Annotated in this window: 24 protein-coding genes and 1 pseudogene; 14 read left to right on the forward strand and 11 right to left on the reverse strand. The window is 64.8% G+C overall.

What is annotated here, in order from left to right; translation table 11 throughout:
• Positions 1-6: 6 nt before the first annotated feature.
• The 6 genes from rfaD (at position 7) to PFY01_RS10105 (ending at position 5055) form a co-directional block, all read left to right on the forward strand.
• Positions 7-996, forward strand: a complete 990-nt coding sequence (rfaD, locus tag PFY01_RS10080; protein WP_271041182.1) for an ADP-glyceromanno-heptose 6-epimerase — start codon at positions 7-9, stop codon at positions 994-996.
• Positions 996-2087 (forward strand): DUF3089 domain-containing protein, encoded by a 1092-nt coding sequence (locus PFY01_RS10085; protein ID WP_271041183.1) that lies wholly within the window; start codon positions 996-998, stop codon positions 2085-2087. Before rfaD ends, PFY01_RS10085 begins: the two co-directional genes overlap by 1 nt.
• A gap of 75 nt (positions 2088-2162) precedes the next feature.
• Positions 2163-3152: an SPFH domain-containing protein gene (locus PFY01_RS10090; protein ID WP_271041184.1), complete on the forward strand. Its 990-nt coding sequence runs from the start codon at positions 2163-2165 to the stop codon at positions 3150-3152.
• Between the two features lie 17 nt (positions 3153-3169).
• Positions 3170-3628, forward strand: a complete 459-nt coding sequence (locus PFY01_RS10095) for an NfeD family protein (protein ID WP_055753552.1) — start codon at positions 3170-3172, stop codon at positions 3626-3628.
• 30 nt (positions 3629-3658) lie between these two features.
• Positions 3659-4405 (forward strand): MFS transporter, encoded by a 747-nt coding sequence (locus PFY01_RS10100; RefSeq protein WP_271041185.1) that lies wholly within the window; start codon positions 3659-3661, stop codon positions 4403-4405.
• A gap of 59 nt (positions 4406-4464) precedes the next feature.
• Positions 4465-5055: an MFS transporter gene (locus PFY01_RS10105; RefSeq protein ID WP_271041186.1), complete on the forward strand. Its 591-nt coding sequence runs from the start codon at positions 4465-4467 to the stop codon at positions 5053-5055.
• On the opposite strand, the gene rnhA is transcribed toward PFY01_RS10105, so the two are convergent.
• Positions 5052-5504, reverse strand: a complete 453-nt coding sequence (gene rnhA, locus PFY01_RS10110) for a ribonuclease HI (protein WP_271041187.1) — start codon at positions 5502-5504, stop codon at positions 5052-5054. The two genes, PFY01_RS10105 and rnhA, sit on opposite strands and share 4 nt — an antisense overlap.
• Positions 5505-5614: 110 nt before the next feature.
• On the opposite strand from rnhA, the gene PFY01_RS10115 reads away from it, so the two are divergent.
• From PFY01_RS10115 to tatC, 3 genes are read left to right on the forward strand one after another with little or no spacing between them, the layout of a single operon-like run.
• Positions 5615-5833 (forward strand): twin-arginine translocase TatA/TatE family subunit, encoded by a 219-nt coding sequence (locus tag PFY01_RS10115; RefSeq protein ID WP_017503863.1) that lies wholly within the window; start codon positions 5615-5617, stop codon positions 5831-5833.
• A gap of 23 nt (positions 5834-5856) precedes the next feature.
• Positions 5857-6435: a Sec-independent protein translocase protein TatB gene (tatB, locus tag PFY01_RS10120; protein ID WP_271041188.1), complete on the forward strand. Its 579-nt coding sequence runs from the start codon at positions 5857-5859 to the stop codon at positions 6433-6435.
• Positions 6432-7322: a twin-arginine translocase subunit TatC gene (gene tatC, locus PFY01_RS10125; protein WP_055753556.1), complete on the forward strand. Its 891-nt coding sequence runs from the start codon at positions 6432-6434 to the stop codon at positions 7320-7322. The genes tatB and tatC overlap by 4 nt, the downstream gene beginning before the upstream one ends.
• A 99-nt stretch (positions 7323-7421) precedes the next feature.
• Here tatC and glnA read toward each other — a convergent pair whose 3' ends face one another.
• Positions 7422-8828 (reverse strand): type I glutamate--ammonia ligase, encoded by a 1407-nt coding sequence (gene glnA / locus PFY01_RS10130; protein WP_066551526.1) that lies wholly within the window; start codon positions 8826-8828, stop codon positions 7422-7424.
• Positions 8829-8909: 81 nt separating this feature from the next.
• Positions 8910-9248, reverse strand: a complete 339-nt coding sequence (locus PFY01_RS10135; protein ID WP_008261682.1) for a P-II family nitrogen regulator — start codon at positions 9246-9248, stop codon at positions 8910-8912.
• A gap of 114 nt (positions 9249-9362) precedes the next feature.
• On the opposite strand from PFY01_RS10135, the gene PFY01_RS10140 reads away from it, so the two are divergent.
• On the forward strand, positions 9363-10199 hold the full coding sequence (locus PFY01_RS10140; RefSeq protein WP_271041189.1) for an NAD(P)H-hydrate dehydratase: 837 nt from the start codon (positions 9363-9365) through the stop codon (positions 10197-10199).
• Between the two features lie 30 nt (positions 10200-10229).
• Here the strand turns inward: PFY01_RS10140 and PFY01_RS10145 are convergent.
• The 3 genes and pseudogenes from PFY01_RS10145 to PFY01_RS10160 form a co-directional block, all read right to left on the reverse strand.
• Positions 10230-13582 (reverse strand): annotated as a pseudogene (locus PFY01_RS10145) (error-prone DNA polymerase).
• Entirely contained in the window at positions 13579-15135 is a 1557-nt protein-coding gene (locus tag PFY01_RS10155; protein WP_271041192.1) for a Y-family DNA polymerase, read from the reverse strand. The pseudogene PFY01_RS10145 and the gene PFY01_RS10155 overlap by 4 nt, the downstream one beginning before the upstream one ends.
• Positions 15136-15448: 313 nt before the next feature.
• Positions 15449-15829 carry a hypothetical protein gene (locus PFY01_RS10160; RefSeq protein WP_271041193.1) on the reverse strand — a complete coding sequence of 127 codons (381 nt, stop codon included), beginning with the start codon at positions 15827-15829 and terminating at the stop codon, positions 15449-15451.
• Positions 15830-16019: 190 nt separating this feature from the next.
• Between PFY01_RS10160 and PFY01_RS10165 the strand changes: the two genes are divergently transcribed.
• On the forward strand, positions 16020-16916 hold the full coding sequence (locus tag PFY01_RS10165; RefSeq protein ID WP_271041194.1) for a zinc-binding dehydrogenase: 897 nt from the start codon (positions 16020-16022) through the stop codon (positions 16914-16916).
• A 594-nt stretch (positions 16917-17510) separates the two neighbouring features.
• On the opposite strand, the gene PFY01_RS10170 is transcribed toward PFY01_RS10165, so the two are convergent.
• Positions 17511-17834: a response regulator gene (locus PFY01_RS10170; RefSeq protein ID WP_271041195.1), complete on the reverse strand. Its 324-nt coding sequence runs from the start codon at positions 17832-17834 to the stop codon at positions 17511-17513.
• A 39-nt stretch (positions 17835-17873) separates the two neighbouring features.
• Between PFY01_RS10170 and PFY01_RS10175 the strand changes: the two genes are divergently transcribed.
• The 3 genes from PFY01_RS10175 to PFY01_RS10185 are packed head-to-tail and all read left to right on the forward strand — an operon-like array spanning position 17874 to position 21021.
• On the forward strand, positions 17874-20357 hold the full coding sequence (locus PFY01_RS10175; protein WP_271041196.1) for a CHASE3 domain-containing protein: 2484 nt from the start codon (positions 17874-17876) through the stop codon (positions 20355-20357).
• Positions 20354-20740 carry a response regulator gene (locus tag PFY01_RS10180; protein ID WP_271041197.1) on the forward strand — a complete coding sequence of 129 codons (387 nt, stop codon included), beginning with the start codon at positions 20354-20356 and terminating at the stop codon, positions 20738-20740. The genes PFY01_RS10175 and PFY01_RS10180 overlap by 4 nt, the downstream gene beginning before the upstream one ends.
• The gene (locus tag PFY01_RS10185; RefSeq protein ID WP_055805187.1) at positions 20737-21021 is read left to right on the forward strand and encodes an Hpt domain-containing protein; all 285 of its coding nucleotides are present in this window, start codon (positions 20737-20739) and stop codon (positions 21019-21021) included. Before PFY01_RS10180 ends, PFY01_RS10185 begins: the two co-directional genes overlap by 4 nt.
• Here PFY01_RS10185 and PFY01_RS10190 read toward each other — a convergent pair.
• The 4 genes from PFY01_RS10190 to PFY01_RS10205 are packed head-to-tail and all read right to left on the reverse strand — an operon-like array spanning position 21005 to position 24927.
• The gene (locus PFY01_RS10190; RefSeq protein WP_200932861.1) at positions 21005-22429 is read right to left on the reverse strand and encodes a glycosyltransferase family 2 protein; all 1425 of its coding nucleotides are present in this window, start codon (positions 22427-22429) and stop codon (positions 21005-21007) included. The two genes, PFY01_RS10185 and PFY01_RS10190, sit on opposite strands and share 17 nt — an antisense overlap.
• A complete protein-coding gene (locus PFY01_RS10195) occupies positions 22426-23487 on the reverse strand; it encodes a HEAT repeat domain-containing protein (RefSeq protein WP_271041198.1) in 1062 nt (353 codons plus the stop codon). Before PFY01_RS10195 ends, PFY01_RS10190 begins: the two co-directional genes overlap by 4 nt.
• On the reverse strand, positions 23484-24545 hold the full coding sequence (locus tag PFY01_RS10200) for a YaiO family outer membrane beta-barrel protein (RefSeq protein ID WP_271041199.1): 1062 nt from the start codon (positions 24543-24545) through the stop codon (positions 23484-23486). The genes PFY01_RS10195 and PFY01_RS10200 overlap by 4 nt, the downstream gene beginning before the upstream one ends.
• Complete coding sequence (locus tag PFY01_RS10205) at positions 24520-24927, reverse strand: response regulator transcription factor (protein ID WP_271041200.1); 408 nt, start codon at positions 24925-24927, stop codon at positions 24520-24522. The genes PFY01_RS10200 and PFY01_RS10205 overlap by 26 nt, the downstream gene beginning before the upstream one ends.
• Positions 24928-24929: the final 2 nt, after the last annotated feature.

The following is a 24929-nucleotide window of genomic DNA, read 5'->3' on the forward strand; positions in this document are numbered from 1 at the left end:
CCGAGAATGATCGTCGTGACCGGTGGCGCCGGTTTCATCGGTTCAAACATCGTTGCGCGGCTGACAGCCGAGACCGCCTATGATGTCGTCGTCTGTGATCGGTTGGAGACGGCCGACTTGGCCAAGTGGAAGAACCTGGCCAAACACGCGATCGCTGACTTCTGGTCGCCCGAAGAATTGTTCGAACAGCTGGAGCGTCATGCCGAGCGGATCGAGGCCGTGGTTCATATGGGCGCGATTTCTTCGACGACCGAGCCGGACGCTGACCTGATCCTGCGGACCAACTTCACCCTGTCTCGCGACCTATGGGACTGGTGCGCAATCCGAGGCTCGCGGATGTTCTACGCGTCTTCCGCTGCCACCTATGGCGACGGCGAAACGGGCTTCAACGACGATGACGATGCAGAATCATTGTCGCAGCTTCGCCCGCTAAATGCGTATGGCTATTCGAAAATGCTGTTTGACCAGTATGCTGTTCGGCAGGCGGATCGGGGTCAGGCGCCGCCCCAGTGGGCGGGGCTGAAGTTCTTCAACGTCTATGGCCCAAACGAAGGTCACAAGGGCGGAATGAAATCGGTCGTGGCTCAAATCTGGCCCCAGGTCGAGGCTGGCGAGACCGTGACCCTGTTTCGGTCGCACAATCCGAACTATGCGGACGGCGGCCAGATGCGCGACTTTGTCTACGTCGACGATGTGGTGGATATCATCGAGTTTCTGCTTCAGTCGCCGCAGGTCTCGGGCATCTTCAACGCCGGCTCGGGTCAGGCGCGGTCGTTCGCCGATCTTGCACGCGCCACTTTCGACGCCGCCGGCAAGACGCCCTCCATCGACTATGTCGATACGCCGTTGTCGATCCGCGACCGCTACCAATATTTCACTGAAGCCCGCATGGATCGTATCCGCGCCGCAGGCTTCGAGGGTCAATCCACGCCGCTGGAAGAGGGCGTGCGGCGCTATGTACAGGACTTCCTCGCCACGGCTGATCCGTACCGCTGATGCGTCGGCTGACCTTCAGGCAATGGGTCGGATATGCAGGCTTCGCCGCCGTCTTCGTGCTGACGGCCGCCGTTGCGGTGTGGAGCGGCGACATTCTGAGGGCAGGGCTGGACCCGCAGGTGCCGTTCCAGACCTACAAGCCGCCGCCCGCCCCCGACTATCGAAAGACATCCTCCTGGGCGCTGGTTGACCAGGGCACACTCAACCAGGCGGCGGTCTTCTTCGTCATGCCGACCACGTTTGACGGCGGGGCCGAGTGGAATGGGCCGATCGACGATGCGCGGGCCAACGCCTATATGCGGCGCGTCGTGCTGCCGAATTATGCGTCGCCCTTCGCCCGAGAAGGCCGGGTCAGCGCGCCGCTGTACCGCCAAGCCAGCCTTTACACACGGCTGACCTTACGCGATGACGCGCGCGAGGCGCGTGCCTTCGCTTATGAGGACGTAAAGGCCGCCTTCGAACTGTGGCTGCAACGGCATCCCGCCGGCCCCATCGTTATCGCCGGCGTCGAACAGGGCGGAGAGCTGACAGCGCGTCTGGTTCGCGACCAACTCCGCGCCAATCCGGCCCTGAAGGACAGGCTTGTTGCCGCTTATCTGATCGAGACCTTGGTCGGGCGCGAGATGTTCCGGCAGGCGATCTCGCCTTGCGACGCCGCCGATCAAACGGGGTGTATCGTGGCCTGGGCGTCGGTGCAGGACGGCGACGAAACGGGCGCGCGACGCAAGCTGAGACGCGCTCTGGAATGGGACGATCGCGGCGATCTGGTGAACCTGTCCACTGACCCCATCTGCGTGAATCCGGTAACGGGTGCTGCGAGTCAGCTGCGTGCCGCGGCGCGTCAGCACAGCGGTGCCACCAATGCGACCGGCCTGGAATGGGGCGCCCGACCGGCCCTGACTGGCCGGCTGATCTCCACCGAATGCCGTGGCGGCCTGTTGTGGCATAGCGCGCCGGACGCCGATTTCTTGACGGCTGGCGGGAGTTGGGCGGATCGGCGCAAGATCGTCCCCTACAATCTTTTCTACGGCGACATCGAGCGTGACGTCAGCGTGCGTCTCGCGGCCTGGCGGGCCAAGCACGGCCTTTAAGGCGGCCGTCCTCTCGGTTTGTCTGGCGCCGCTCGCGCGCAGCGGGTAGGCTTGCCGCGTCAGGGAGGGATCTGAATGGACGTGACCACCATCTTCGCCGGCGTCGTGCTGCTGCTGGCCATCGTGCTGTTGATCAGCGTGATCAAGATCGTGCCGCAAGGCCGTGAATTTACGGTCGAACGCTTCGGCAAGTACACCAAGACGCTGAGCCCTGGCATCGGCTTCCTGACGCCGTTCGTGGAACGCGTCGGCCGCCGCATGAACATGATGGAACAGGTGCTGGACGTGCCGACCCAGGAGGTCATCACCAAGGACAACGCCATGGTGAAGGTCGACGGCATCGTCTTCATCCAGGTGATGGATTCCGCCCGCGCCGCCTATCGCGTCGACGATCTGCCCTATGCGATTTCGCAGCTGTGCATGACCAATCTGCGGACCGTGGTCGGTTCGATGGAACTGGACGAGGTGCTGAGCCAGCGCGACAGCATCAACACGCGCCTGCTGCATGTCATTGACGCGGCCACCGAGCCGTGGGGCGTCAAGGTCAATCGGATCGAGATCAAGGACCTGACCCCGCCGACCGACATCACCAACGCCATGGCGCGCCAGATGAAGGCCGAGCGTGAACGTCGCGCCGTCATCACCGAGGCCGACGGCGAGAAATCCGCCGCCATCGCCCGCGCCGAGGGCGCCAAACAGGCCGCCATCCTTCAGGCCGAGGGTCGAAAGGAAGCCGCCTTCCGCGACGCCGAGGCGCGCGAGCGTGAGGCCGAGGCCGAGGCCCGCGCCACGGCTATGGTGTCGGAAGCCATCGCCCGCGGGGACGTCAACGCCATCAACTATTTCGTGGCTCAAAAATACGTCGAGGCTTTCGCGGAACTGGCCCGCAGCCCGCAGCAGCGCACCGTCATCGTGCCCGCCGAAATGGGCGCCTTGGTCGGCACGATCGCCGGCATCGGAGAGATGGTCGGCCTGGCCAAGGATCAAAACTCGGCTGCGACGCCGCCTGTGCGGCCCGCGCCGCCGCGCCGCCCCGTCGGGGGCTCCGTTCCACCCTCGGCATGATCCAAGGAGGCTGACCGATGATGTCGCTTGCTGATCTGTATGTCGCCCAGCCGTTCTGGATCTGGCTGGCGATCGGGGTTCTGCTGCTGGCGGTCGAAGCGATGTTCTCGACCGAATGGCTGCTATGGCCCGCCGTTTCGGCCGGGGTTGTCGCGGTCATGACGGCGGCGGGCGTGCGGTTAGGGCTACCGGGCGAGGTCGCCGTCTTCGCGGTTCTGACCGTCATCGCCACACTGCTGTCCCGCCGTCTGATCTCCAAAGCCAATCCCGACGGTCCCGACATCAATGACCGCGACAGCCGTCTGGTCGGTCAGCGTGCGCGGGTGGTCGAAACGTTCGTCTCGGGCCGCGGTCGCGTTTTCATCTCCGGCGCCGAGTGGCCGGCGGAGATCGTGGGCGAGGCGCCGGTCGAAGGACAAGATGTCGTCGTGATGCGCGTGAACGGCTCTTTGCTGACGGTGCAATCACCCGTCTGAACGCAACGGTCGCATCGGCGTTCGTCAGGCATGACAGACAGCCAGAACGCCGTCACAGACGGCTTGCCGACGCCTAGTCGCTACTGGGCCATCGTATCCATCGGCTTGGGCATCACGCTGGCCGTTCTGGATGGCGCAATCGCCAATGTCGCCCTGCCGTCGATTGCGCAGGATTTGCAGGCGTCATCGGCCGCCTCGATCTGGATCGTCAACGCCTATCAGATCGCCATCGTGGTCGCCCTTTTGCCGCTGGCGTCGCTGGGCGAGATCGTCGGCTATCGGCGTGTGTCACAGGCGGGTCTGGCCGTGTTCACCCTGGCCTCCATCGCGTGTGTGTTCGCCAACTCCATCGAAACGCTCAGCCTCGCGCGCGTTGTTCAGGGCTTCGGTGCAGCGGGCATCATGAGCGTCAACGGAGCCTTGGTCCGTTACACCTATCCGCAGCGACTGCTGGGTCGTGCAGTCGGAATCAATGCGGTGATCGTTTCGCTCGCGGCGGCGGCGGGGCCGACCATCGCAAGCGCCATCTTGGCTGTCGGACACTGGCGCTGGCTGTTTGCGATGAATGTGCCGATCGGCCTGCTGGCGGTGTCGCTGGCGGGTTTCACCCTGCCGCACAACCGACTTCAGCCGCGAAAGCTGAACTGGCTCGGCGCTGCGCTCAACGCTGCGGCATTCGGCCTGCTGATCACAGGCCTTCAGTCGCTAGCGCACGGTGAGGCGGCTGTTCTTGGCTTTGGTCTGACAGGAACAGGGCTGGCGGCCGGGTCTTGCTGATTCGCCACGAGCGCTCACGGACGTCGCCGCTAATCCCGCTCGACCTCCTGGCGCGACCGATGTTCAGCCTGTCGGTCGCAACATCGGTCATATCATTCACAGCCCAGATGATGGCGTTCGTGGCCTTGCCCTTTTTTCTCCAGGGCGCGTTGGGGCTTACGGCGGTCGAGACCGGCTTGCTTATGACGCCTTGGCCACTGGCGACCATGATCGCAGCGCCGCTGGCCGGCCATCTGTCTGATCGCTATTCGGCGGGCGTGCTGGGCGCCATCGGCCTTAGCCTGTTTGCTTGCGGCCTGATGGCGCTCAGTTTTCTCAATGCCGATTCGAGCCATTTCGACATCATCTGGCGCATGGCCCTATGCGGCGCGGGCTTCGGATTTTTCCAGTCGCCCAACAATCGCGCCATGTTGTCGGAGGCCCCGAAAGATCGCGCCGGCGCAGCGGGCGGCACCCTGGGCATGGCGCGGGTCGTCGGGCAATCCCTGGGCGCCGTGGTGGTGGCTTTCCTGCTATCGGCCGCGCCGATCAACGGCGTCGGTCACGGGTTTCAGATCGCGGCCGTCACGGCCCTGTTTGGCGCGGTGATGAGCGGATCGCGCGTGCGCCGACGTCCAGCCGAGCCGGACAAGGAGGTCGAGGCGGTCTAGCGCCGGGGCAGTTCCGCGACACCGCGATTCGCCAGTTGGTCGGCGCGTTCGTTCAGTTCATGGCCGGCATGGCCCTTCACCCATCGCCATTTCACGTCGTGACGCAGGCGCGCCGTGTCCAGCCGCTGCCACAGGTCCGCGTTTTTCACAGGCTTCTTGTCGGCCGTGAGCCAACCGCGCGCCTTCCAGCCGCGCATCCATTCGGTGATTCCCTGCATGACGTATTTGCTGTCGGTGTGCAGTTCGACCTTGCAGGGGCGTTTCAGGGCTTCCAGCGCCATGATGGCGGCCATCAGCTCCATGCGATTGTTGGTCGTGTTGGGCTCGCCGCCCCACAATTCCTTTTCATGACCGCCGCCGGCCTGAAGCACGGCGCCCCAGCCTCCGGGGCCCGGATTGCCCTTGCAGGCGCCGTCGGTGTGGATGATGACGTGATCGGAGGGACTCATGGTCGCGCAGACCTACAGCCTCACTTGGCGCGGGGCCATCACTGCGCCTATATGCGGGTCGAATAAGAGTGGATGGGATCGGATGACCGATCCCCGCGAGGAGATTAGCCATGGGCTCCATGAGCATCTGGCACTGGGCCATCGTCATCGTCGTCATCGCGCTGCTGTTCGGCGGCCGGGGCAAGCTGTCGGGCATCATGGGCGACGCCGCCAAGGGTATTCGCGCCTTCAAGGACGGCCTGAAGGACGAAGACAAGAAGGACGGCCCGCACGAGGGCGTCAGTTCGCTGCCGCGCACCGAGGCGGAAAAGGAAGAGCTGAAGCGCTAGTCGTCGTCTGTAAGGGCTGACGCATGGGCGGGCTCGGCCCCGGTATCGGGGGTTTCGAATTAGTGGTGATCGGTCTGGTGGCCCTGCTTGTCGTGGGGCCAAAGGACCTGCCTGTCCTGATGCGTCGCGTCGGTCAGATGGTGGCCAAGGCGCGCGCCATGGCCAACGAATTCCGATCAAGTTTCGACGAGATGGCGCGTCAGTCCGAACTGGACGACCTACGCAAGGAGGTCGAGGCGCTGCGGACGGGGCAGGGGGCTATGTATCCTCTGGGCGCCGAGGCGGACGCCGCCTTCAAGGACATAAACGCCGGATTGACCGGGCCGACTGCGGCGGCTGCCCTGCCTGCACCGGAGCCGGAGGCGCCAGTCATGACGCCTGCGGTCGACGAATGGCCGGACACGCCGGCGCCTGTTGAGCCCGTCACGGCGACGAAACCTAAACGAACAGCCCCCAAGGCAAAGACGGGGACGGCTGTCGCCGGATCGGCGACGGCCAAAACTCGCTCAGCCGCCAAACCCAAGGCCGCCGCGCCTGCGGCCAAGACCAAGCCTGTAACCGCCAAGTCCAAGACCTCGCGCAAGAAAGCCGCTGACCTGTGACGCCTTCCGATCGTGACGAGGCCGAGATCGAGGCGTCGCGCGCGCCTCTGATGGATCACCTGATCGAGCTGCGCGGGCGGCTGCTCATCTGTGTGGTGGCTTTCTTCCTGGCCTTCATCCTTTGCTTCGCCTTCGCCAATCAGATTCAGATTGCGCTGATCAAGCCGTATCAGGCCGCCGTGGCGATCCATGCCGCAGCTTTGGCGACCGGCGGGCACGCCAATCCCATCGAACTGATAGCGGTGATGACGGGAATCAGACCCTATCCGCCAGGGAGCGCCGCAGTTGTCCAACTGATCGCCACGGCGCCGCTGGAACAGCTCTTCACCAAGATGAAGATCGCGGCCTTCGGCGCGGCGGTCCTGACCTTCCCAGTCATGGCGTGGCAGATGTACCGGTTCGTGGCGCCGGGTCTCTATCGCAACGAGCGCGGGGCGTTTCTGCCGTTCCTGATCGCCGCGCCTGTGATGTTCTGCTTGGGCGGGGCGCTGGTCTATTACGTCATGCTGCCGTTCGTGATGCTGTTTTCGCTGAGCCAGCAGGTCGCCACCGACGGCATATCTGTGGCGCAAACCACCAAGATTTCCGACTACCTCAGCCTGGTGACCTCGCTGCTGCTCGCCTTCGGTCTTTGCTTCCAGCTTCCTGTGGTGACGACGCTGCTGGGCCTCGCCGGTCTGATCAGTTCCAAGGTCATGGCGGCCGGTCGGCGCTACGCCATCGTCGCTGTCGTCGTGGTCGCAGCCGTGGTCACGCCGCCCGATCCGATCAGCCAACTGATGCTGGCTGTGCCGCTGGTCATTCTCTACGAGATTTCTATCTGGTGCGTGCGACTGATCGAGCTGCGCCGCAAGAAGGCGGACGATCTGGAAGCCGAGATCGCTTAACGCCACGATGGCTTGTCGATCGCTGCTCGAAGCAGTCAGGCCATGCAAAAAGGGCCGGGGAGCGATTCCCGGCCCTTTGTCTTGACTGCGATCAGGTGATCAGCAGCTGTAGTACATGTCGAACTCGACCGGGTGCGGGTGCAGTTGCAGACGCATCACCTCTTCCATCTTCAGTTCGATGTAGCTGTCGATGAAGTCGTCATCCATGACGCCGCCCTTCTTGAGGAAGGCGCGGTCCTTGTCGAGGTTCTCGAGCGCTTCACGCAGCGAGCCGCAGACCTCGGGGATCGAGCCGCGCTCTTCCGGCGGCAGGTCGTAGAGGTTCTTGTCGGCGGGCGCGCCCGGATCGATCCGGTTCTCGATCCCGTCCAGGCCGGCCATGAGCAGGGCGACGAAGGTCAAATAGGGATTGCCCATCGGATCTGGGAAGCGGGCTTCCAGACGCTTGGCCTTGGGCGAGGAGACGTGAGGGATGCGGATCGAGGCCGAACGGTTGCGGGCCGAATAGGCCAGCTTCACCGGGGCTTCATAGCCGGGGACCAGACGCTTGTAGCTGTTGGTGGTCGAGTTGGCGAAGGCGTTGATGGCCTTGGCGTGTTTGATGATGCCGCCGATGTACCACAGACACTCCTGAGACAGACCGGCGTACTGGTCGCCGGCGAACTGGGGCTTGCCGTCCTTCCAGATCGACATGTGGACGTGCATGCCCGAACCGTTGTCCGCAAACATCGGCTTGGCCATGAAGGTCGCCGACTTGCCGTAGGCGTGGGCCACATTGTGGATCACGTACTTATAAAGCTGCAGGCGGTCGGCCATGGTCAGCAGGTCCGAGAACTTCAGGCCTAGTTCGTGCTGAGCCGGAGCCACCTCGTGGTGGTGCTTCTCGGGCTGAAGGCCCAGATCGCGCATGACGCCCAGCATTTCGCCGCGCAGGTCCTGGCCGGAATCGACCGGATTGACGGGGAAATAACCGCCCTTGGGCCCAGGGCGATGGCCCATGTTGCCTTCGGAATACTCAGCGCCGGTGTTGGCGGGCAACTCGGTCGAATCGTAGCTGTAGCCGGTGTCGTGCGGCTGGGTGGACCAGCGTACGTCGTCGAAGATGAAGAACTCGGCCTCCGGTCCGAAGAAGACCTGGTCGCCCACGCCCGACGACTGGACGTAGGATAGCGCCTTCTTGGCCATCGAGCGGCTGTCGCGGTTGTAGGGCTCGCCGGTGTCCGGGTTCAGCACGTCGCAGAACAGGAACATCGTCTTCTGCTGATAGAAGGGATCGATATAGGCCGTGGTCAGGTCCGGCTTCAGCAGCATGTCGGACTCGTTGATAGCCTTCCAGCCGGCGATCGACGAGCCGTCGAACATCGTGCCTTCGTTCAGGAAGTCCTCGTCGACCAAATCGACGTCGAAGGTGACGTGCTGCAGACGGCCGCGCGTGTCGGTGAAGCGGACGTCCACATATTGGACCTCCTCATCCTTGATCTCTTTGAGGATCTTGCTGGCGCTCATTCTCGGAAAGTCCTGTTCTTGTCGTTTGGGGAGGAGACCGGACAGCGACCCGAGGGCCGAGGGCCGGGGAGGGTAGTCAGGTCAGACGGCTTGGGCTCCGGTTTCGCCGGTGCGGATGCGGATCACCTCGGCGACATCGGACACGAAGATCTTGCCGTCGCCGATCTTGCCTGTGCGAGCCGAGGTCTGAATGGCCTCGACAACCGCGGGCGCGAGGTCGTCGGCGACGACTACCTCGATCTTGATCTTGGGCAGAAAGTCGATGACGTATTCCGCGCCGCGATACAGTTCGGAATGACCTTTCTGGCGACCATATCCCTTGGCCTCCAGCACAGTCATGCCTTGCACGCCCACGTCCTGGAGCGCCTCTTTGACGTCATCCAGCTTGAAGGGCTTGATGATGGCTTCGATTTTCTTCATGGCGACCCCGGAGCGGCGCACGGAATGCAGCGGCGCTCGGGCGCGAATGGGACACAGCAGGGCCGCTCAAAGCAAGCGATTTTCGCAGGCTGGCGAAGGATAATCGGAACGCGGATGATAGAAACCAACGACCCGGCGATCTGGCGCAATTTTCTGCCTTGGCCGAGCGCAGAAACGCACAAGCATACGCGCGGACGCTTGGCGGTCGTTTCAGGAAAGGCGCATCACACCGGCGCTGCGCGACTTGCAGCTCATGCGGGTCTCAGGATGGGCGCTGGAGTCGTGCGAATCCTCTGTCCGCCAGATGCGGCGTCGGTGATCGCGCCGGCTGTGCAAGCGGTGATGTTGAAGCCTTTTTCTTCACCCGAAAACTTAAGTCGGGAAGCCACCGGCAGTGACGCCATCGTGATCGGACCTGCCGCAGGGTTGGACGACGCGACGATCGCAAACATTCAGGCGCTTGGCTCGACCGGCGCCGTTTTGGTGATCGACGCGGATGGTCTGTCGGTCTTCAAAGGTCGGACTGCGGAACTATTCGCGGTGTTGGATCGTGACGATATCCTGACGCCGCATGAAGGTGAGTTTGAGCGACTTTTCCCAGGCCTGCTCGCCCAAGGTCGCGAAACGGCCGTTCAAGACGCGGCGCGAGAGGCACAAGCCACGATCGTCTTGAAGGGCGCCCAGACGCTGATCGCATCGCCTGATGGTCGCATCCGCCGAAATGAAAACGGCTCGCCGTGGCTGGCGACGGCCGGAACCGGCGACGTCCTGGCCGGCATGATCGGCGGATTGGCAGCCCAACGCATGGACAGCTTCGAGGCAGCCTGCGCCGCTGTTTGGCTTCATTCCGACGCCGCAGAGCGTTTCGGTCCGGGATTGACCTCGGATGACCTCTACGATGCCTTGCCGAAGGCATTGTTTGAGCAGTGGAGTGTCGGAAATCAAAAATGACCTTTCGAGTTTCGGTTCCGCATTTCTGGATTAATGAAAATCTCTAGATCCCGGCAGGATTCGCACATCACGGGGATGGCGATGGGGCGGATGGCGGGGTGTCTGGGGATGGGCGACGACGTCGGCGCGGGCGAGTTGGACCAAAGTATCGTGATCTTGAGATAGGCGTGACAGTTCGCTGGAGCGGTCGATGACGCGGCGGGCGACCAGGTGGACGACGCCTTCGGGGCTTTTCTCAACCACGCCCTCGACCGCCATCAGCTGGGCGGCCATGACCTCGCGGCGGAACTGTTCGAACATCCGCGCCCAGAGGACAACGTTGATGATGCCAGTCTCGTCTTCCAAGGTGACGAAGATGGTGTTGCCCTTGCCGGGACGTTGACGCACCAGAACCACGCCGGCGACCTGCACCAGGGCGCCGCCGTGACGGGCTTCGGTCCGGGCGCAGGTCAGCAGGCCTTCGGCGTCGAAGATGGTGCGCAGGATGGCCATGGGGTGCGCCTTCAGCGACAGGCGCAGGGTTTGGTAGTCGGCGGCGACATGCTCGCCTAAGGCCATGGTCGGCAATCGCGCGTCGGGTTCGGCGCCAAGCTCGCGCGCATGGGCGGCGGCGAACAACGGCAGGGGCGCGTCGTCAGGCAGGCGTCGCACGGCCCAAAGGGCTTCACGCCGGTCCAGCCCCAACGATCGGAAAGCGTCTGCGTCGGCCAGCTTGCGCATGGCGGCCGACGGCAAGGCGACGCGGCGGGCCAGAGTTTCGATGTTGGACAGAGAGAAGGCGCGGGCGGCGGCGAGCGCCTCTGCCCAGTCTTCGCGGAAGCCGTCGATCTGGCGCAGGCCGATCCGCAACGCCGGCGTCCTGTCCGAACCTTCCAGACTGTTGTCCCAACCGCTGTAAGAGACATCTACCGGCCGCACCTCGACGCCGTGTTCGCGGGCGTCGCGCACGATCTGGGCCGGGGCGTAGAAGCCCATCGGCTGGCTATTCAGCAGGGCGCAGGCGAAGGCCGCCGGATAGTGGCGTTTGATCCATGAGGAGACATAGACCAGTTGGGCGAAAGAGGCGGCATGGCTTTCCGGAAAGCCGTAAGAGCCGAAACCCTTGATCTGGTCAAAGCAACGCTGGGCGAAGGTCGGGTCATAGCCGCGTTCGATCATGCGGCCGACCATTCGATCCTCATAGGTGTGCAGGGTGCCGTCGCCCCGGAAGATGCCCATGGCCTTGCGCAGACCATTCGCTTCCTTCTCGTTGAACTCGGCCGCGACCATGGCGACCTTCATCGCCTGTTCCTGAAACAGGGGAACACCCAAGGTCTTTTCCAGAACCCGTTTTAGCTCGTCCTGAGGATACTGCAGTCGAGGCTTGGAATAGTCCGGCTCCTCCAGCCCGTTGCGGCGGCGCAGATAGGGGTGAACCATGTCGCCCTGGATCGGACCGGGTCGGACGATCGCCAGCTGAATCACCAAATCGTAGAGGCGGCGTGGCTTCAGACGGGGCAACATGTTGATCTGGGCGCGGCTCTCGACCTGGAAGACGCCGATGGAGTCGCCCTTGCACAGCATGTCGTAAACGGCCGGATCATCACGCGGAATCGTATGCAGCGCCCAATCGTCGCCGTGATGAGCGCGGATCAAGTCGAACGCCTTGCGGATGCAGGTCAGCATGCCGAGCGCCAGCACATCGACCTTCATCAGGCGGAGTGCATCAATGTCGTCCTTGTCCCATTCGATGAAGGTGCGATCCGGCATGGCGGCATTGCCGATAGGGACCAGTTCGTCCAGCCGGTCCTGGGTCAGGACGAAGCCTCCGACGTGCTGGGACAGGTGGCGGGGAAAGCTCAACAGCCGCATGGCCAGCTTCACCGCACGCTGGATCATGGGATTGGCGGGGTCCAGACCAGCCTGTTCGACATGGCGTTCGCCGATCTCACTGCCCCAACTGCCCCATTGGCTGGAGGCCAGACGTGCGGTCACGTCCTCGGTCAGGCCCAGCGCCTTGCCGACGTCACGGATGGCGCTCTTGGGACGATAGCGGATCACGGTGGCGGCGATACCGGCGCGCGCGCGGCCATAGCGTTCGTAGATGTGCTGGATGATCTCCTCGCGTCGCTCGTGCTCGAAATCGACGTCGATGTCGGGCGGCTCGCCACGGTCGGTGGAAAGGAAGCGTTCGAACAGCAGGTCGGATTCCGCCGGGTCCACCGCCGTGATGCCGAGTACGTAACAGACAGCCGAGTTGGCCGCCGAACCTCGACCCTGGCACAAAATCCGCTTGTCGTTCGCTACCCTCACGATGTCATAGATGGTTAGGAAGTACGGCGCGTAGCCGGCCTTTGCGATGAAGATCAGCTCTTTATCCAGCAGCGCCTTGACCTTGTCGGGCACGCCGTCGGGATAACGCATCTCGGCGTGTCGCCAGGTCAGCTGTTCCAGCCAGCCCTGCGGCATCTCATCAGGCGGGGTTGTCTCCTTCGGATACTGGTAACTGATATCGCCCAGATCGAAGCCGATGCGAGACAAGACGTGCTGGGTCTCGACCAGCGCCTCGGGCGCATCGCGGAACAGGCGGGCCATCTCGTCGGGCGGTTTCAGCCAGCGCTCGGCATTGGCGTTCAGACGTCGGCCTGCGTCCTCGATGGTCACGCCTTCGCGAATGCAGGTCATCACGTCCTGCAGATCGCGTTGGATCGGGTCGTGATAGAGGACATCATTGACGGCCAGAAGCGGTGCGCCGCTTCGCTCTGACAGTGTTTTCAGCCGGGCCAGTCTTCGACGGTCGTCGCCGTTGCGCCCCATCACCGCGCCCAGCCAGACTGCGCCGGGCGATGCATAGGTCAACTTTGCCAAGACCTGATCGATGCCGTTCAACCGTTCGCCCGGCATGAGGATCAGCAGCAGATCCTCGTGCGCGGCCAGCAGATCGCGCAGTCCGATCTCGCACTGCCCCTTCACCGCCCGGCGATTGCCCAAGGTCAGCAGCCGCGTCAGTCGCCCCAGCCGGCGCGCGTCTCGGGATAGGCGAGGATGTCGGGCGTCCCGTCGTTGAAGACCAGACGCGCGCCGGTCGCCAGTTTGAACGTCGCGGCCCGATCCTTGACCATCTGTGACAGGGCTGGATCGTTCAGCGGATCCTCGACATAGGTCACTTCGCCCGGCTCGCCGCCGTCGCGCACGACATCGGGCGGCGACAGGCCGTCCTCGCGGATGGTCCGCAGGGCGCTCCAGGCCCGCACAACGCCGGAGACCGTGTTGCGATCGGCCAGTCCCAGCCCCGTATGCCCTCTCAGGATCGCGGTCAGCACGAGATCTTTCGGATGCGACGCCCCGCGCAGGAAGGAAAAGTTGCTGGTCGCCGCCAGCTCGGCATAGGCGGGCGCGGTCAAGCGAACAGGCCGTGGACGAACCACCGCGGCTCGTCGGTCTCGCCATACAGGCCCTGACGGAACAGCCAGAAACGGCGGTCCTCGCGGTCCTCGACGCGGTAATAGTCGCGGGTCTTCTGATCCGGCGCGCGCCACCATTCGCCGCCGATCCGCTCTGGTCCCTCGGCCAAGGCCACCTCATGCAGAACCCGGCGCCATCGGAAACGCAGGGGCGAACCGTCCGGCACCTCCGCCAGGGTTTCCACCGGCTGGGGCGGGTCGAACATCTGCAAGGGCCGCAAGGGCGGATCGTCGGGATCGAGATCCGGCCAGTCATGAGCCGTTCGCAGCGCGTTCATCGTCGCCGGGACCAACCGTCCGGCGCGCTCGGGGATGTGCGACCCTAGAGGTTCGAAACTCAACACCGCCTCGGGGCCCAGCCGCGCCGTCAATCGGTCGATCAGACGACTGAAATCCTCGCCGTCGGGGCTGTCGCCGTCGAGGCCGCGCTGAACCGGTTTCAACGTCTGGGTTTCCAGAACCGATAGCCGCATCTGATCGAAACCGAAGCCGGGATCCAGCGGGCTTGCCAAGGCCGCCAACCGTTCGCGAAACAGACGCAGCACCGTGTCCACATCGCGTGTCGGACGGCCTGTCCTCGCGACGATGCGGCGAACTTGGCCATCAACGCGGTAGAAGCCGGCCTCGAACGCCCGCCCGCCCTGGCCCGCCCGGTCCAGGCGATCGGCGGTGTCGATCAGCAGGTCGGACAGGACGCGATCCACGTCCGCGTCGGTGAGAATGGGTTCGAAAAAGACTCGATCCACGATGATGGGGGGCGGCAGTCGGTGCGGGGTGATGCGGACATCTTCATCGCCGAGCACACGAGCCAGATGTGAAGGGAAGTCCGTCCCAAAGCGGGCCGCAAGAGGCGCGCGCGGCCGGTCGTCCAGATCGGCGATCCGCTTGAGGCCGGCGCGCTGCAGCGCCTGGGCGTCACGCTCCGGCAACTCTAGCGCCGTGATCGGCAGCCGACGCACCGCCTGTCGATCCTCGCCCGAAGCGAAAAGGCCACCCCGCCCGAAACGAGCGAGGGCGCGCGCCGCCTGGGGTGTGGACGCCAAGGCGCTGCGGGCCTCCAGGCCGATGCGCCCTGCACGCTGGTGCGCGGCGCGCACCAAGCCAGCCTCGCCGCCGAACAGATGGGCGCAGCCGGTGACGTCCAGCAACAGACCGTGCGGCGCATCCTCGGCGATCATGGGCGTGAAGCGGCCGAAATCCTCCAGCACCTGTAGCAGCAAGGCAGAATCCGCCACGGACCTATGGACGATGGTGCGCAGGGACGGCGTTCGCGCCCTCGCGTCGGCCAGAGTCAGTCCGGGCGTCAGCCCCGCCCTTGCCGCCGCCGGATCGACAGCCGCCAGACGCAGGGTGCCGCCGACCTTCTCGACCAAGACGACCGGCGCGGGATCAGACCCAGTCTCGAGCGACGCGTCGCCCGCTCTGGCCACACGCCTGAGCCGGTCGCTGGGCAGCCACGGGAACCAAAGCGCCAGATAGCGGCGCCGGTTCACGAAACGATCTGGCGTCACGATCCCACTCCAAGATCCAATTTTTCAGTTCGCCCCCGCCACGCCGCCGCAGCAGGGTAAGTGAGAAAGATGGATGACCAGGCGCGCCTCCAGCCAGAGAGGCGGAGGCTGTGGCCTTCACAGACCATCTTGTCTCTGCCGCACTGGGTGATGGCTCGGCTCCAGCACGCACACAGAAAAGCGTTGCGCCTCCCAACTTGGCCGCCAAAGCAAGGCGTCGACTCGAGTTCAACGAGAAGGCTTTAGAATTGCCCCAAGCGCTAATAACAATAGATCCGACAGGAGGCGATTTTAGTTATTCCTCACCAATAATGAGGAGACTTTTTATATTTTGGGCTTTGACTAGCAAAACTCTAGATGAATCAATCCCAATTTCTTCAACGCCAACGCCAACGCCATAGGGAGTCCCATGTTCTGAAGCCATCATTGCATCCAATGCCCAGACAACATGCTGTCCATTTGCGGAAAGCATTCCGACCGCCAAGGCAAAGGCGTTTACCGCAACTGCGTCTGCGGCACTGGCTGCATAGAGTTCGTGAATCGCTTCCCGCTTAAAAGCACCAGAAAGCAGTCCAGGCATCTGTTTTAAATGACGAACTTCTGGACAGCCTTTGTCTAAGGCCCTCAGTCGCTGCCGGACAAAGGGTATACGTTCAGCCCTGCACATGTTCTCCATTTGTTCTTTCTTGCACTGTGCAGAGAGCCTTCGTCAAGCCGCTATGTGGCGGCCAGATCGGGCATGACGCGCGCGCCAGACTAAATCTGAACCGATCGCGGGACACAAAACGTCATGCATCCGTTCAGCAACCGATGCCTCGATAAAGACCCATCTTCATGCCCACAAAACGCGTGAATTATGATCAACGGTGAGCAAGGACGGGGTTCTAACGCTGTCGCTTGCAGAGACTGTGCTGGATGATCCGGCATTCGACGAAATCATTGTCCGTGTCGAGGCGGCGCCCATCAATCCCAGCGATCTCGGTTTGCTGCTTGGTCCGGCGGATGCAGCTTCTGTCCGTAGGGATGTGTCGGACGGCGCCCCCCAGCTTAGCCTCGATATTCCACCAGCGCGGATGGGCGGCATGGCTGGCCGGATCAACCAGTCGCTTCCGGTCGGCAACGAAGGGGCAGGGACCGTCATCGCCGCCGGTGATCAAGCGAAGGACTGGATCGGGCGTCGGGTCGGCATTATCGGGGGCGGCATGTACGCCGATCTGAGAAAGATCAAAACACGCAATGCCCTGCCGCTTCCCGAAGGTGTGACGGCCGCCCAAGGCGCAGCCTTGACAGTCAATCCCATGACGGCGCTCGGATTTGTTGAAACCGCTCGGGCCGAGGGACATTCCGCGGGCGTCCCTACTGCGGCCGGATCCAGCCTGGGCCAGATGCTCCAGCGGATTTGCGCCCAAGACGGTGTGCCACTCGTCAATATCGTGCGTTCTGAAGATCAGTTGCGACTGCTGAAGGACGCGGGGGCGACCCATGTCCTGAACAGCCGCGAAGATGATTTTCGAACACAACTCACCGACGCGGTCACTGAAACCGGCGCCACTGTCGCGTTCGACGCCATAGGCGGCGGATCGCTGGGCGGCGAAATCATGCACGCGATGGAACGTGGCGCAGTCAACCATATGACCGAATACAGCCGATATGGCTCATCAACATTCAAACAGCTCTACGTCTACGGCGCGCTCGATACTTCGCCGATGATTCTGAATCGTCTTGCTTTTGGTTCCAGTGGAGCGTGTCCTGGTGGCTATTGACGCCTTTCATGCAGAAGGTTGGTCCCGATACCGTGTCGAGAATGCGCAAACGCCTCTTTGACGACCTGACCACCACATTCGCGACGCGCTACACACGCACAATAGGACTTGCTGAAGCGCTCGACCCAGAAACTCTGCTTGCTTACGAGCGGAAGGCGACGGGAGAGAAATTCCTGATCGATCCAACTACAAACTGAAGGCTAGAATTTCACATACCGCACAGTTTCGGAAGCTGTTGCATCAGTAACTCTCTGAATTGACGCCAAAATTATTGTAATTTGAGAGAAGGGTCCGTTGCATTCGGCGACGGCGCTTCTGTTGCAAACCCGAAGGCGCTCGGATGGCTGCAGAGGCGCGATGGCCACGAAAACCTGAGGTGTAGATAGGTTGTGGATAAACGCCAGAGCGAGACGGATGTCCGCTTCTGACTCTTGGTTGACCTTCCACCTGTCCGCTTTCGGGCTGCATCCGAACCAAACCCAGTGAGCCTCTTGCTGATTGAGGGTGGCGGTTCGGAAAGACTGGCCCCCCGGCTCGGAAGATGAAGGATCAAGCCACGTCTCAGGCTAATAATAGAGCCGCCTTCAACGCATCCTAGGTGATCGGCTTGGTCAGGGTGGCGTGGGCCCCCAGGCCGGAGGCCATCTGCAGGATCGGGCCGGGGCCCAGCCGGCCGCCGCCGGTGATGGCGACCACCCGCATGATCTCCCTCAGATGCCGGGTCTCGAGGATGAAGTTCAGGCCGTCGCGATCGGGCATCAGGATGTCGACAACGACCGCGTCAGGCTCCCAGGTCCGCACGATTTCCAGACCCTCATAGACCGAAGCGGCGGTCATGACCTGGTAACCCATGCGCTTCAGCATATCCTCCAGATGGCCCAGCATCAGGGGATCGTCCTCGATGACACACACTTTCACGGTCAACCTGCGGATGTATCTGCCTTTGCGGTTTAACCGATGACTCCCGTCGCGCGTCAATCCGAAAAACGGCGATACCAGCTGGTGGTCTCCCTTGCGGCCGCCATTTTCAGCGTTCTGCTGGTGTTGACCGGGGTAGAGCTCAGGCGAGAGTTCGCCAGCGCCGGGGCCTTGCGGGCGGCGGTGCAGCGGTCCTACGACACCCGCCTCCAGATTCAGTCGGTGTTCTCGCTGATGCAGGACGCGGAGACCGGCCAGCGGGGGTACATCATCACCGGCAACGCCAGTTTCCTCGAACCCTACGATCACGCGCTGGATCGTCTTGATAGCCAGATGACGGCGCTGGGCGGCCTCTACGAAGGCAATGCCGAGCAGACCGGGAACTATCGGAACCTGTCACGCCAGATCGCCCGGAAGCGGCAGGTCATGCAACGCTCGATCAGCCTGCGGCAAGGCGGTGACGCCGCGGCCGCCTCCGCGCAGGTCTCGACCGGCGAGGGCAAGGCCGCCATGGACGATATCCGCCGGGTGGTGGATCACATGACCCGATACGAGGCCAATCATCTGGCCCAGCTGTCCGACAGGGCCCAAGGCCGCACGGCGCGAACCGAAATCCTGGTGGTGGCCCTGTTCCTCGCGCTGGTGCTGACAGCAGCGGGCGCGGCGTTTCTGGTCTGGCGCTATCTGGCCACGCGCGGCGCACTGCTGGAACGCCTGGAGGCGGCCGCGGCGCGGCATGCCGCCACCCTGGACAGCGCCTTCGACACCATCATCACCCTGAACCCCAGCGGCAGCATCGAGACGCTCAATCCGGCGACCGAACGGATGTTCGGCTGGCGCGCGGAAGACCTGGTCCGGCGCGACGTTGGCGTCCTGATCGATCTGGCGAATAACGGCGAAGGCTCGTTCCTGGACCGTCTGGGCGCCAGCCAGGGCGCCTTGGGCGACGGTCTGCTGCGGGAGCTGAACGGCAAGCGGCGGGACGGGCAGACCTTCGCGGCCGATGTGGCGCTCGGCGCCATGGACCTGCCGACCGGGCGACATGTTGTGGCGGTGGTGCGCGACATCACCGAGCGGCGGCGGGTGGCCGAGATGAAGGACGCCTTCGTCTCGACGGTCAGTCACGAACTCCGGACGCCGCTGACCTCCATCGCCGGGTCGCTGGGCCTGCTGGCCGGTGGAGCCGGGGGGGAGCTTCCGGACAAGGCCGCGCGCCTGATCGGCATCGCCCATTCCAACAGCCAGCGGCTGGTGCGGCTGATCAACGACATCCTGGATGTCGAGAAGCTGGAGTCCGGCAAGCTGATCTTGGCCATGTCGCCGCTCGACCTGAGGGAGATCGCCGCGCGGTCGATCGACGGCGTTCGGGGTTACGCGGATCAGCTCGGCGTCTCGCTGAGTCTCGGCGAGGGTGATCCGGCCCCGGTGCGGGGCGATGCGGACCGGCTGATCCAGGTGGTGACCAACCTGCTGTCCAACGCGGCGAAATTCTCGCCCGCCGGCGGGGAGGTCGCGGTGACTGTCAATCCCGAGGCCCGGATCGCACGCCTCAGCGTCACCGACCACGGTCCAGGCATTCCGGAGGCCTTCCGCTCGCGCATCTTCGGCAAGTTCGCTCAAGCGGACTCGACGGACACCCGGGCCAAGGGCGGGACGGGGCTGGGCCTCGCCATCGCCCGTGAGATCGCCGAACGCCACGGCGGGCGGCTGTGGTTCGAGTCCGCCGAGGGAGACGGCGCCACCTTCCATCTGGACCTCCCGCTCGATCTGCCTGAACAGGCCAGCAGCCGGGGCGTGGGCCGCATCCTGATCTGCGAGGACGATCCGGACGCCGCCAGGATCCTTGCCGAGATGGTGGCGCAGGAGGGTTATGACGCCGACGTCGCCGCCACCGCCCGCGAGGCCCTGACCATGGCCCAGGCCGGGCGCTATGCGCTGGGGCTGGTCGACCTTCATCTGCCGGACGCGGACGGCGTCAGTCTGATCCGGGCTCTGAAGGCCGGCGAGGACACGCGCGCCATGCCCGTGATCGTGGTGTCCGGCGACGTCGCCCGCGGCAAGGTGAGGGGACGGTCGCTCGAGGTGGCGGACTGGATGGAGAAGCCGGTCGATCCATCGCGTCTGCGCCTGGCGGTGCAGGCCCTCGCCCGGGCGGACGCCAAGCCGGTCGTGCTGCATGTGGACGATGATCGCGACATTCTGGAGGTGACGCGACAGGCCCTGACCTCAGTCGAGGTTCGCGGCGTCGAGAGCCTCGCCGAGGCGCGTGAGGCCCTGCAGGACCGCCGTCCGGACCTCGTGATCCTCGATCTGGGGCTGCCGGACGGGCATGGTCTGGACCTGCTGCCGGAACTGACAGATAAGGAGGGGCGAACCATCCCCGTGGTCATCTATTCCGCGCAGGATACGGACCGTCAGGCGGCGCCGGCGGTTCAGGCGGTGCTGACCAAGTCTCGGATGTCCCTGACCCAGCTGGCGCGGACAGTTCGTCGCCTGACCCGTAGTTCCGGAGGCTGCTCATGAGCACCGCACTGACCGTTCTTCATGTCGACGACGAGGACGACATCCGCGAGGTGGCGGCGTTCGCGCTGGAGCTGGACCCGGGCATAAGCCTGACCTCGGCGGCCTCCGGACAGGCGGCGCTGTCGGTTCTGGACGGCGGCCTGCGCCCGGACGTCATCCTTCTGGACGTGATGATGCCTCACCTCGACGGGCCCGGCACGCTGGGGTGTCTGCGGGAGCGGCCCGAGCATGTGCAGACCCCGGTCATCTTCATGACCGCGCGGGCGCAATCAGGTGAGGTTGATCACTACCGGGCGCTTGGAGCGCTCGACGTCATCATCAAGCCGTTCGATCCGATGACCCTGGCCAAAGACGTGCGGGCCATTCTCGCGGCCCGGCGATGACGGACGTCCTCCCGGCCTTGCGGGCGCGCTTTCTGGAGCGTTGCGCCGGTGATGTGGTGCGGCTTGAGGACCTGCTGGCGCGCGATGACCTCGGCGCTGAAGCGCTAAGCAGTCTGGTGCACAGCTTGTCGGGCGCGGCGGGCACCTTCGGCTTTCCGGAGATCAGTCTGGCCGCCGGCGCGGCGGACGACGCGTTCGCCGCGGGCGGGACACCGTCACCCGACGAAATCCATCACCTGATCCGGACCTTGGAGGCGGCGCTGGTCACACCGGAGGGCTGAAGCCCCGGCGGGTCATCGTTCCCCACGATTGGCTACGGCGCAGGTACTGCCAGACGCCGCGCAGGCGCCAGAGGTTGTTCAGCTGGCGGTAGCCGAAATTCTCAAGCACCGCGATGCCGGTCAGCAGCAGGAGGTCCCGGGCGCGCGGGAACCTGCGCAACTCGGATTCCTCGAGCGCCAGCGCGCCGACCGAAATCACCACGCCGAAGGTGAAGCTGACCGCCAGGAAGGCCAGCAGGTACTCGAGCGACAGCAGGCCCAGCACCCAGAAGGCCGGAATCAAAATGTAGCCCAGCATCTCGACGATCGGGCCCAGCACATCCACGAGGAAGATGTAGCCGAAGCCGACGGGCCCCAGTCGGCCGTAACGGGGTCGGAACATCACATCCCAGTGCCGCTCGAAGGTTTCCAGCGCGCCGCGATGCCAGCGGGCGCGTTGACGGCCCAGCACCCTCAAGTCCTCGGGCGCCTCGGTCCAGCAGACAGGCTCCGGCACGAAGGCCACCCGGTACGGGCGGCCCTGGTTGCGCATCAGCCGGTGCAGCTTGACCACCAGCTCCATGTCCTCGCCGACCGTCCCGTGGGTATAGCCGCCCGCCTCGATTACGCGCGCCCGCCGGAACAGGCCGAAGGCGCCGGAGATGATGGTCAGGGTGTTGATCCGACTCCAGGCGAGCCGGGCCATCAGGAAGGCGCGCAGGTATTCCACCGTCTGCAGCAGGGCCAGCAGGTTGCGGGGCGGGCGCACCTCCAGAACTCGCCCGTCGCGAATGACGCAGCCGTTCGCGATCCGGACGGTGCCGCCGACGGCGACCGTACGCTCCGGGTCCTCCACAAAGGGACGGACGGCGCGCAGCAGGGCGTCAGGCTCCAGCAGAGAGTCGGCGTCCATCGAGCAGAAGATGGGCGCCCGGGACACGTTGATCCCGGCGTTCAGGGCGTCCGCCTTGCCGCCGTTTTCCTTGTCCACCACGATCAGGCGAGGCTGGTGCGTCGCCGCGTAGACGCCCCGGATCGGCTGATGGTCCAGCGCCTGGTCATAGTGCCGTTGGACGAGCTTCAGCTCATACGCGTCGATCAGCACCTGCAGGGTGGCGTCCTTCGACCCGTCGTTGATGACGATCACCTCGAAGCTGGGATAGCGGAGCGACAGCAGGGAGCGCACGCTCTGAACGATCGTCATCGCCTCGTTGTAGGCGGGCGCCAGCAAGGCGATCGGGGGCGAGGCTTCCGCATAGCGTCGCCACAGGACCGCGGGCTGGGGAATCGGGGGACGGGTCGCCAGCGCCCGGGCCGCCAGCAACAGCTGGAACATATAGATGAGGTTCTGGGCCACCCCCGTTCCGATGACGAACAGGGCGATGGAGCGGGCGAAACCGACCATCAGGACGGCGATCTCGTGGGTCACGACGTCGCCTCCGAGAGGCCGCGTTCCGCCAGAACCAGCGAGGCGGCGCGCCGCATGAGGTCCTGATCGGCTCGGGCGGCGATCCGCAGGCTGGCGACGCCCTTGTCGCCCAGCATGGTCAGTGCCTCGCCGGCCCGGAACCGCACCCACCAGGCGGGATCGGCCAGGGCCTGGACCAGAAGGGGCGCGGCCTCGAGCAGGCCGATGCGTCCGGCGGCCTCGCATGCGGCGGACCGGACTTCCCAGATCTCGTCTTCCAGCGCGGTCATCATCGCCGGCGCGGCTGCGGGATGGCCGAGCACGCCCAGCGCGCGGATGGAGGCGATCCGGAGTTCGAGCTCAGGCGCAGCCGCGTTGCGCATCAGGGGTTCGACGGCGCGGTAGTCGCCCGCTGCACCCAGAGCATCCGCCAGAAGGGCGCGGGTCGCCGCCGGCGCGGTCGACAGCATGAAGGCGTCCAGCGCCTGGGCCGGCGCGGCCTCGGCCGCGCGCCGGATGACCGGTTCGTACAGCAGCGAGTCCTGCAGCCCACCCGCGGCGATGTCGTTCAGCAGAGCGTTCAAAGGCGGGGCGGCATCCAGATCAAGCAGCGAGATCAGGATGGCGACCCTCAGGTCGCCGTCACGCGAGCGTTGAAGGACGCCTCGCAGGGCGTCCACCGTCGCCGTCTCGGGAAAGGCGCAGAGGGCCTCGGCCGATGCGATCCGGCCGGCCTTGCTGCCGCGATCCAGACGCGCCCGCAGCCGGTCGGGGACGCCCATCCCGACCAAAACCTCGATCAGCCGTTCCCGCTCCGCGCCACGGATTAGACCCAGCACATCCAGCACGGCCTCGGCCATTAACCGCGCGCGGCGCCGGTAGGGCTTCAGGCGCATGAGCGCTTCGAGGTCGCCGCCGAGGATATCGAGGAATGCGGTGCGTACGCGGGCCTGGTCCGCGGCGCGGCGGGCGTCGCCGCGTTCCCGGAACAACCGGGCGATGATCAGCCCGAACATCCACGCGACCGCCGCCAGCCCCATGACCAGCGAACCTGCCCACAGGAGACCCAGCAGGCTCACCAGAAGCGCCAGCCAAGCCCGAGGCTGATCGCCTCGCGGTCATAGGCCCCGCGGTCCTCCTTCAGGACGCCGAAACGCAGACTGGTCCGGTCCGTCAGATCGACTTCGCCGCCGAGGCTGATGGCGCTGACGTCGACGGTCACGCCTTCGCTGGTTTCCGGTGCATCAGCGTGATCCAGACGGAGCCGCACACGGTCGGTGGCCGCCCACTGGACGCTGACGGCATAACCGTCCCGCCGTTGATCGGTTTCGTCCCAGACATTGATCCAGCGCGCGGCCAGCCGTAGGCGGCCATCGGCCAGCTGGGCGGCCAGACCGGGCTGCAGGCTGTTCACCGTCCCGCTGGCGAAGCGCGCGGTGGAGGCGTCCAGCGTCGCGCTGATCCCGCCGCTCAGGGGGACGTCGGCGCCCGCCCGCAGCGAGGCTTCCGGCCGGTAATCGGCCTCCACCGCAGCGCCCAAGGCCACATAGACGCCGCCGGCTCCGATACGGTGGTCCAGGCGCCCCTCAAGGAAGACGTCGTCCTGACCGAACCGTTCGGTCCACTCGGCCGCGGCGCCGAAGCTCCACCGGTCATTCAGCGTCCGCACCGCGCCCAGGCGGGCCTCGCTCCAGTCCGGAAGGCCTGCGCCGAGGCGGCTGCGGGAGACGTCGAAATCCACTCTCCAGACGGCCGGCAGCCCGAGAGTCGGCCTCAGCGCGCGGACATCGGGACGGTCCGGCGCGGCGGCCAGCGCCCGTCCCGCCTCGACCCGGGCCTGTGCGAGATCGCCCCGGCGTTGCGCGGCACGGGCCAACCCGACGCGGGCGTCGACATAGTCCGGTGCGGCGTCCAGAACCGCGCGGAAATCCGCCTCGGCCTCGATGGACCGATGCAGCGCCAGCAGGGCGAGCGCGCGGTTCAGGCCGGCGTCCACATCTCCGGGACGGGACTGAAGGACGCGATCCAGTTTCTCCAGGGCCGCTTCGTTGCGTCCCGCCCGCCGATCCGCGACCGCCGCTTCATACAGCGCCGTCGGGTCGATGCGGACCTCAGCCGGGACGTCTTGAACGATCATGCCCCTGCTCCATCTGCGCCGTGGCCAGCAGGCGTCGGATACGCTGCACCAGTTCGTCGGGAATGAAGGGCTTGGCCAGATAGTCGGCGGCGCCCAGTTGCAGCCCGCCGACCACATCCTGTTCCCGCTTCAGGGCGGTCAGCATGATCACGGGGATGTCGCGCGTACCGGCGCCGGCCTTGAGCCTGCGCAGCACCTCGAACCCGTCCATCACCGGCATCATAGCGTCGAGAACGATCAGATCGGGCGCATGATCCCTGACCATGTCCAGAACCTCGCCGCCATGCTCGGCCGCGAAGATCTGGTGATCCTCCGCCGCCAGCTTGTGCTGCAGCAAGGCCCGCAGTAGCGGGTCATCGTCCGCGATCAGAATGCGCGCCATTA

Source organism: Brevundimonas vesicularis (assembly GCF_027886425.1).
Lineage (GTDB): Bacteria > Pseudomonadota > Alphaproteobacteria > Caulobacterales > Caulobacteraceae > Brevundimonas > Brevundimonas vesicularis_C.

Excerpts from the sequence above, each read along its gene's own strand:
- rfaD (WP_271041182.1), top strand. The coding sequence starts at position 7 with ATGATCGTCGTGACCGGTGGCGCCGGTTTCATCGGTTCAAACATCGTT.
- PFY01_RS10085 (WP_271041183.1), top strand. The coding sequence starts at position 996 with ATGCGTCGGCTGACCTTCAGGCAATGGGTCGGATATGCAGGCTTCGCC.
- PFY01_RS10090 (WP_271041184.1), top strand. The coding sequence starts at position 2,163 with ATGGACGTGACCACCATCTTCGCCGGCGTCGTGCTGCTGCTGGCCATC.
- PFY01_RS10095 (WP_055753552.1), top strand. The coding sequence starts at position 3,170 with ATGATGTCGCTTGCTGATCTGTATGTCGCCCAGCCGTTCTGGATCTGG.
- PFY01_RS10100 (WP_271041185.1), top strand. The coding sequence starts at position 3,659 with ATGACAGACAGCCAGAACGCCGTCACAGACGGCTTGCCGACGCCTAGT.
- PFY01_RS10105 (WP_271041186.1), top strand. The coding sequence starts at position 4,465 with ATGTTCAGCCTGTCGGTCGCAACATCGGTCATATCATTCACAGCCCAG.
- rnhA (WP_271041187.1), bottom strand. The coding sequence starts at position 5,504 with ATGAGTCCCTCCGATCACGTCATCATCCACACCGACGGCGCCTGCAAG.
- PFY01_RS10115 (WP_017503863.1), top strand. The coding sequence starts at position 5,615 with ATGGGCTCCATGAGCATCTGGCACTGGGCCATCGTCATCGTCGTCATC.
- tatB (WP_271041188.1), top strand. The coding sequence starts at position 5,857 with ATGGGCGGGCTCGGCCCCGGTATCGGGGGTTTCGAATTAGTGGTGATC.
- glnA (WP_066551526.1), bottom strand. The coding sequence starts at position 8,828 with ATGAGCGCCAGCAAGATCCTCAAAGAGATCAAGGATGAGGAGGTCCAA.
- PFY01_RS10135 (WP_008261682.1), bottom strand. The coding sequence starts at position 9,248 with ATGAAGAAAATCGAAGCCATCATCAAGCCCTTCAAGCTGGATGACGTC.
- PFY01_RS10140 (WP_271041189.1), top strand. The coding sequence starts at position 9,363 with ATGATAGAAACCAACGACCCGGCGATCTGGCGCAATTTTCTGCCTTGG.
- PFY01_RS10160 (WP_271041193.1), bottom strand. The coding sequence starts at position 15,829 with ATGGAGAACATGTGCAGGGCTGAACGTATACCCTTTGTCCGGCAGCGA.
- PFY01_RS10175 (WP_271041196.1), top strand. The coding sequence starts at position 17,874 with ATGACTCCCGTCGCGCGTCAATCCGAAAAACGGCGATACCAGCTGGTG.
- PFY01_RS10180 (WP_271041197.1), top strand. The coding sequence starts at position 20,354 with ATGAGCACCGCACTGACCGTTCTTCATGTCGACGACGAGGACGACATC.
- PFY01_RS10185 (WP_055805187.1), top strand. The coding sequence starts at position 20,737 with ATGACGGACGTCCTCCCGGCCTTGCGGGCGCGCTTTCTGGAGCGTTGC.
- PFY01_RS10200 (WP_271041199.1), bottom strand. The coding sequence starts at position 24,545 with ATGATCGTTCAAGACGTCCCGGCTGAGGTCCGCATCGACCCGACGGCG.
- PFY01_RS10205 (WP_271041200.1), bottom strand. The coding sequence starts at position 24,927 with ATGGCGCGCATTCTGATCGCGGACGATGACCCGCTACTGCGGGCCTTG.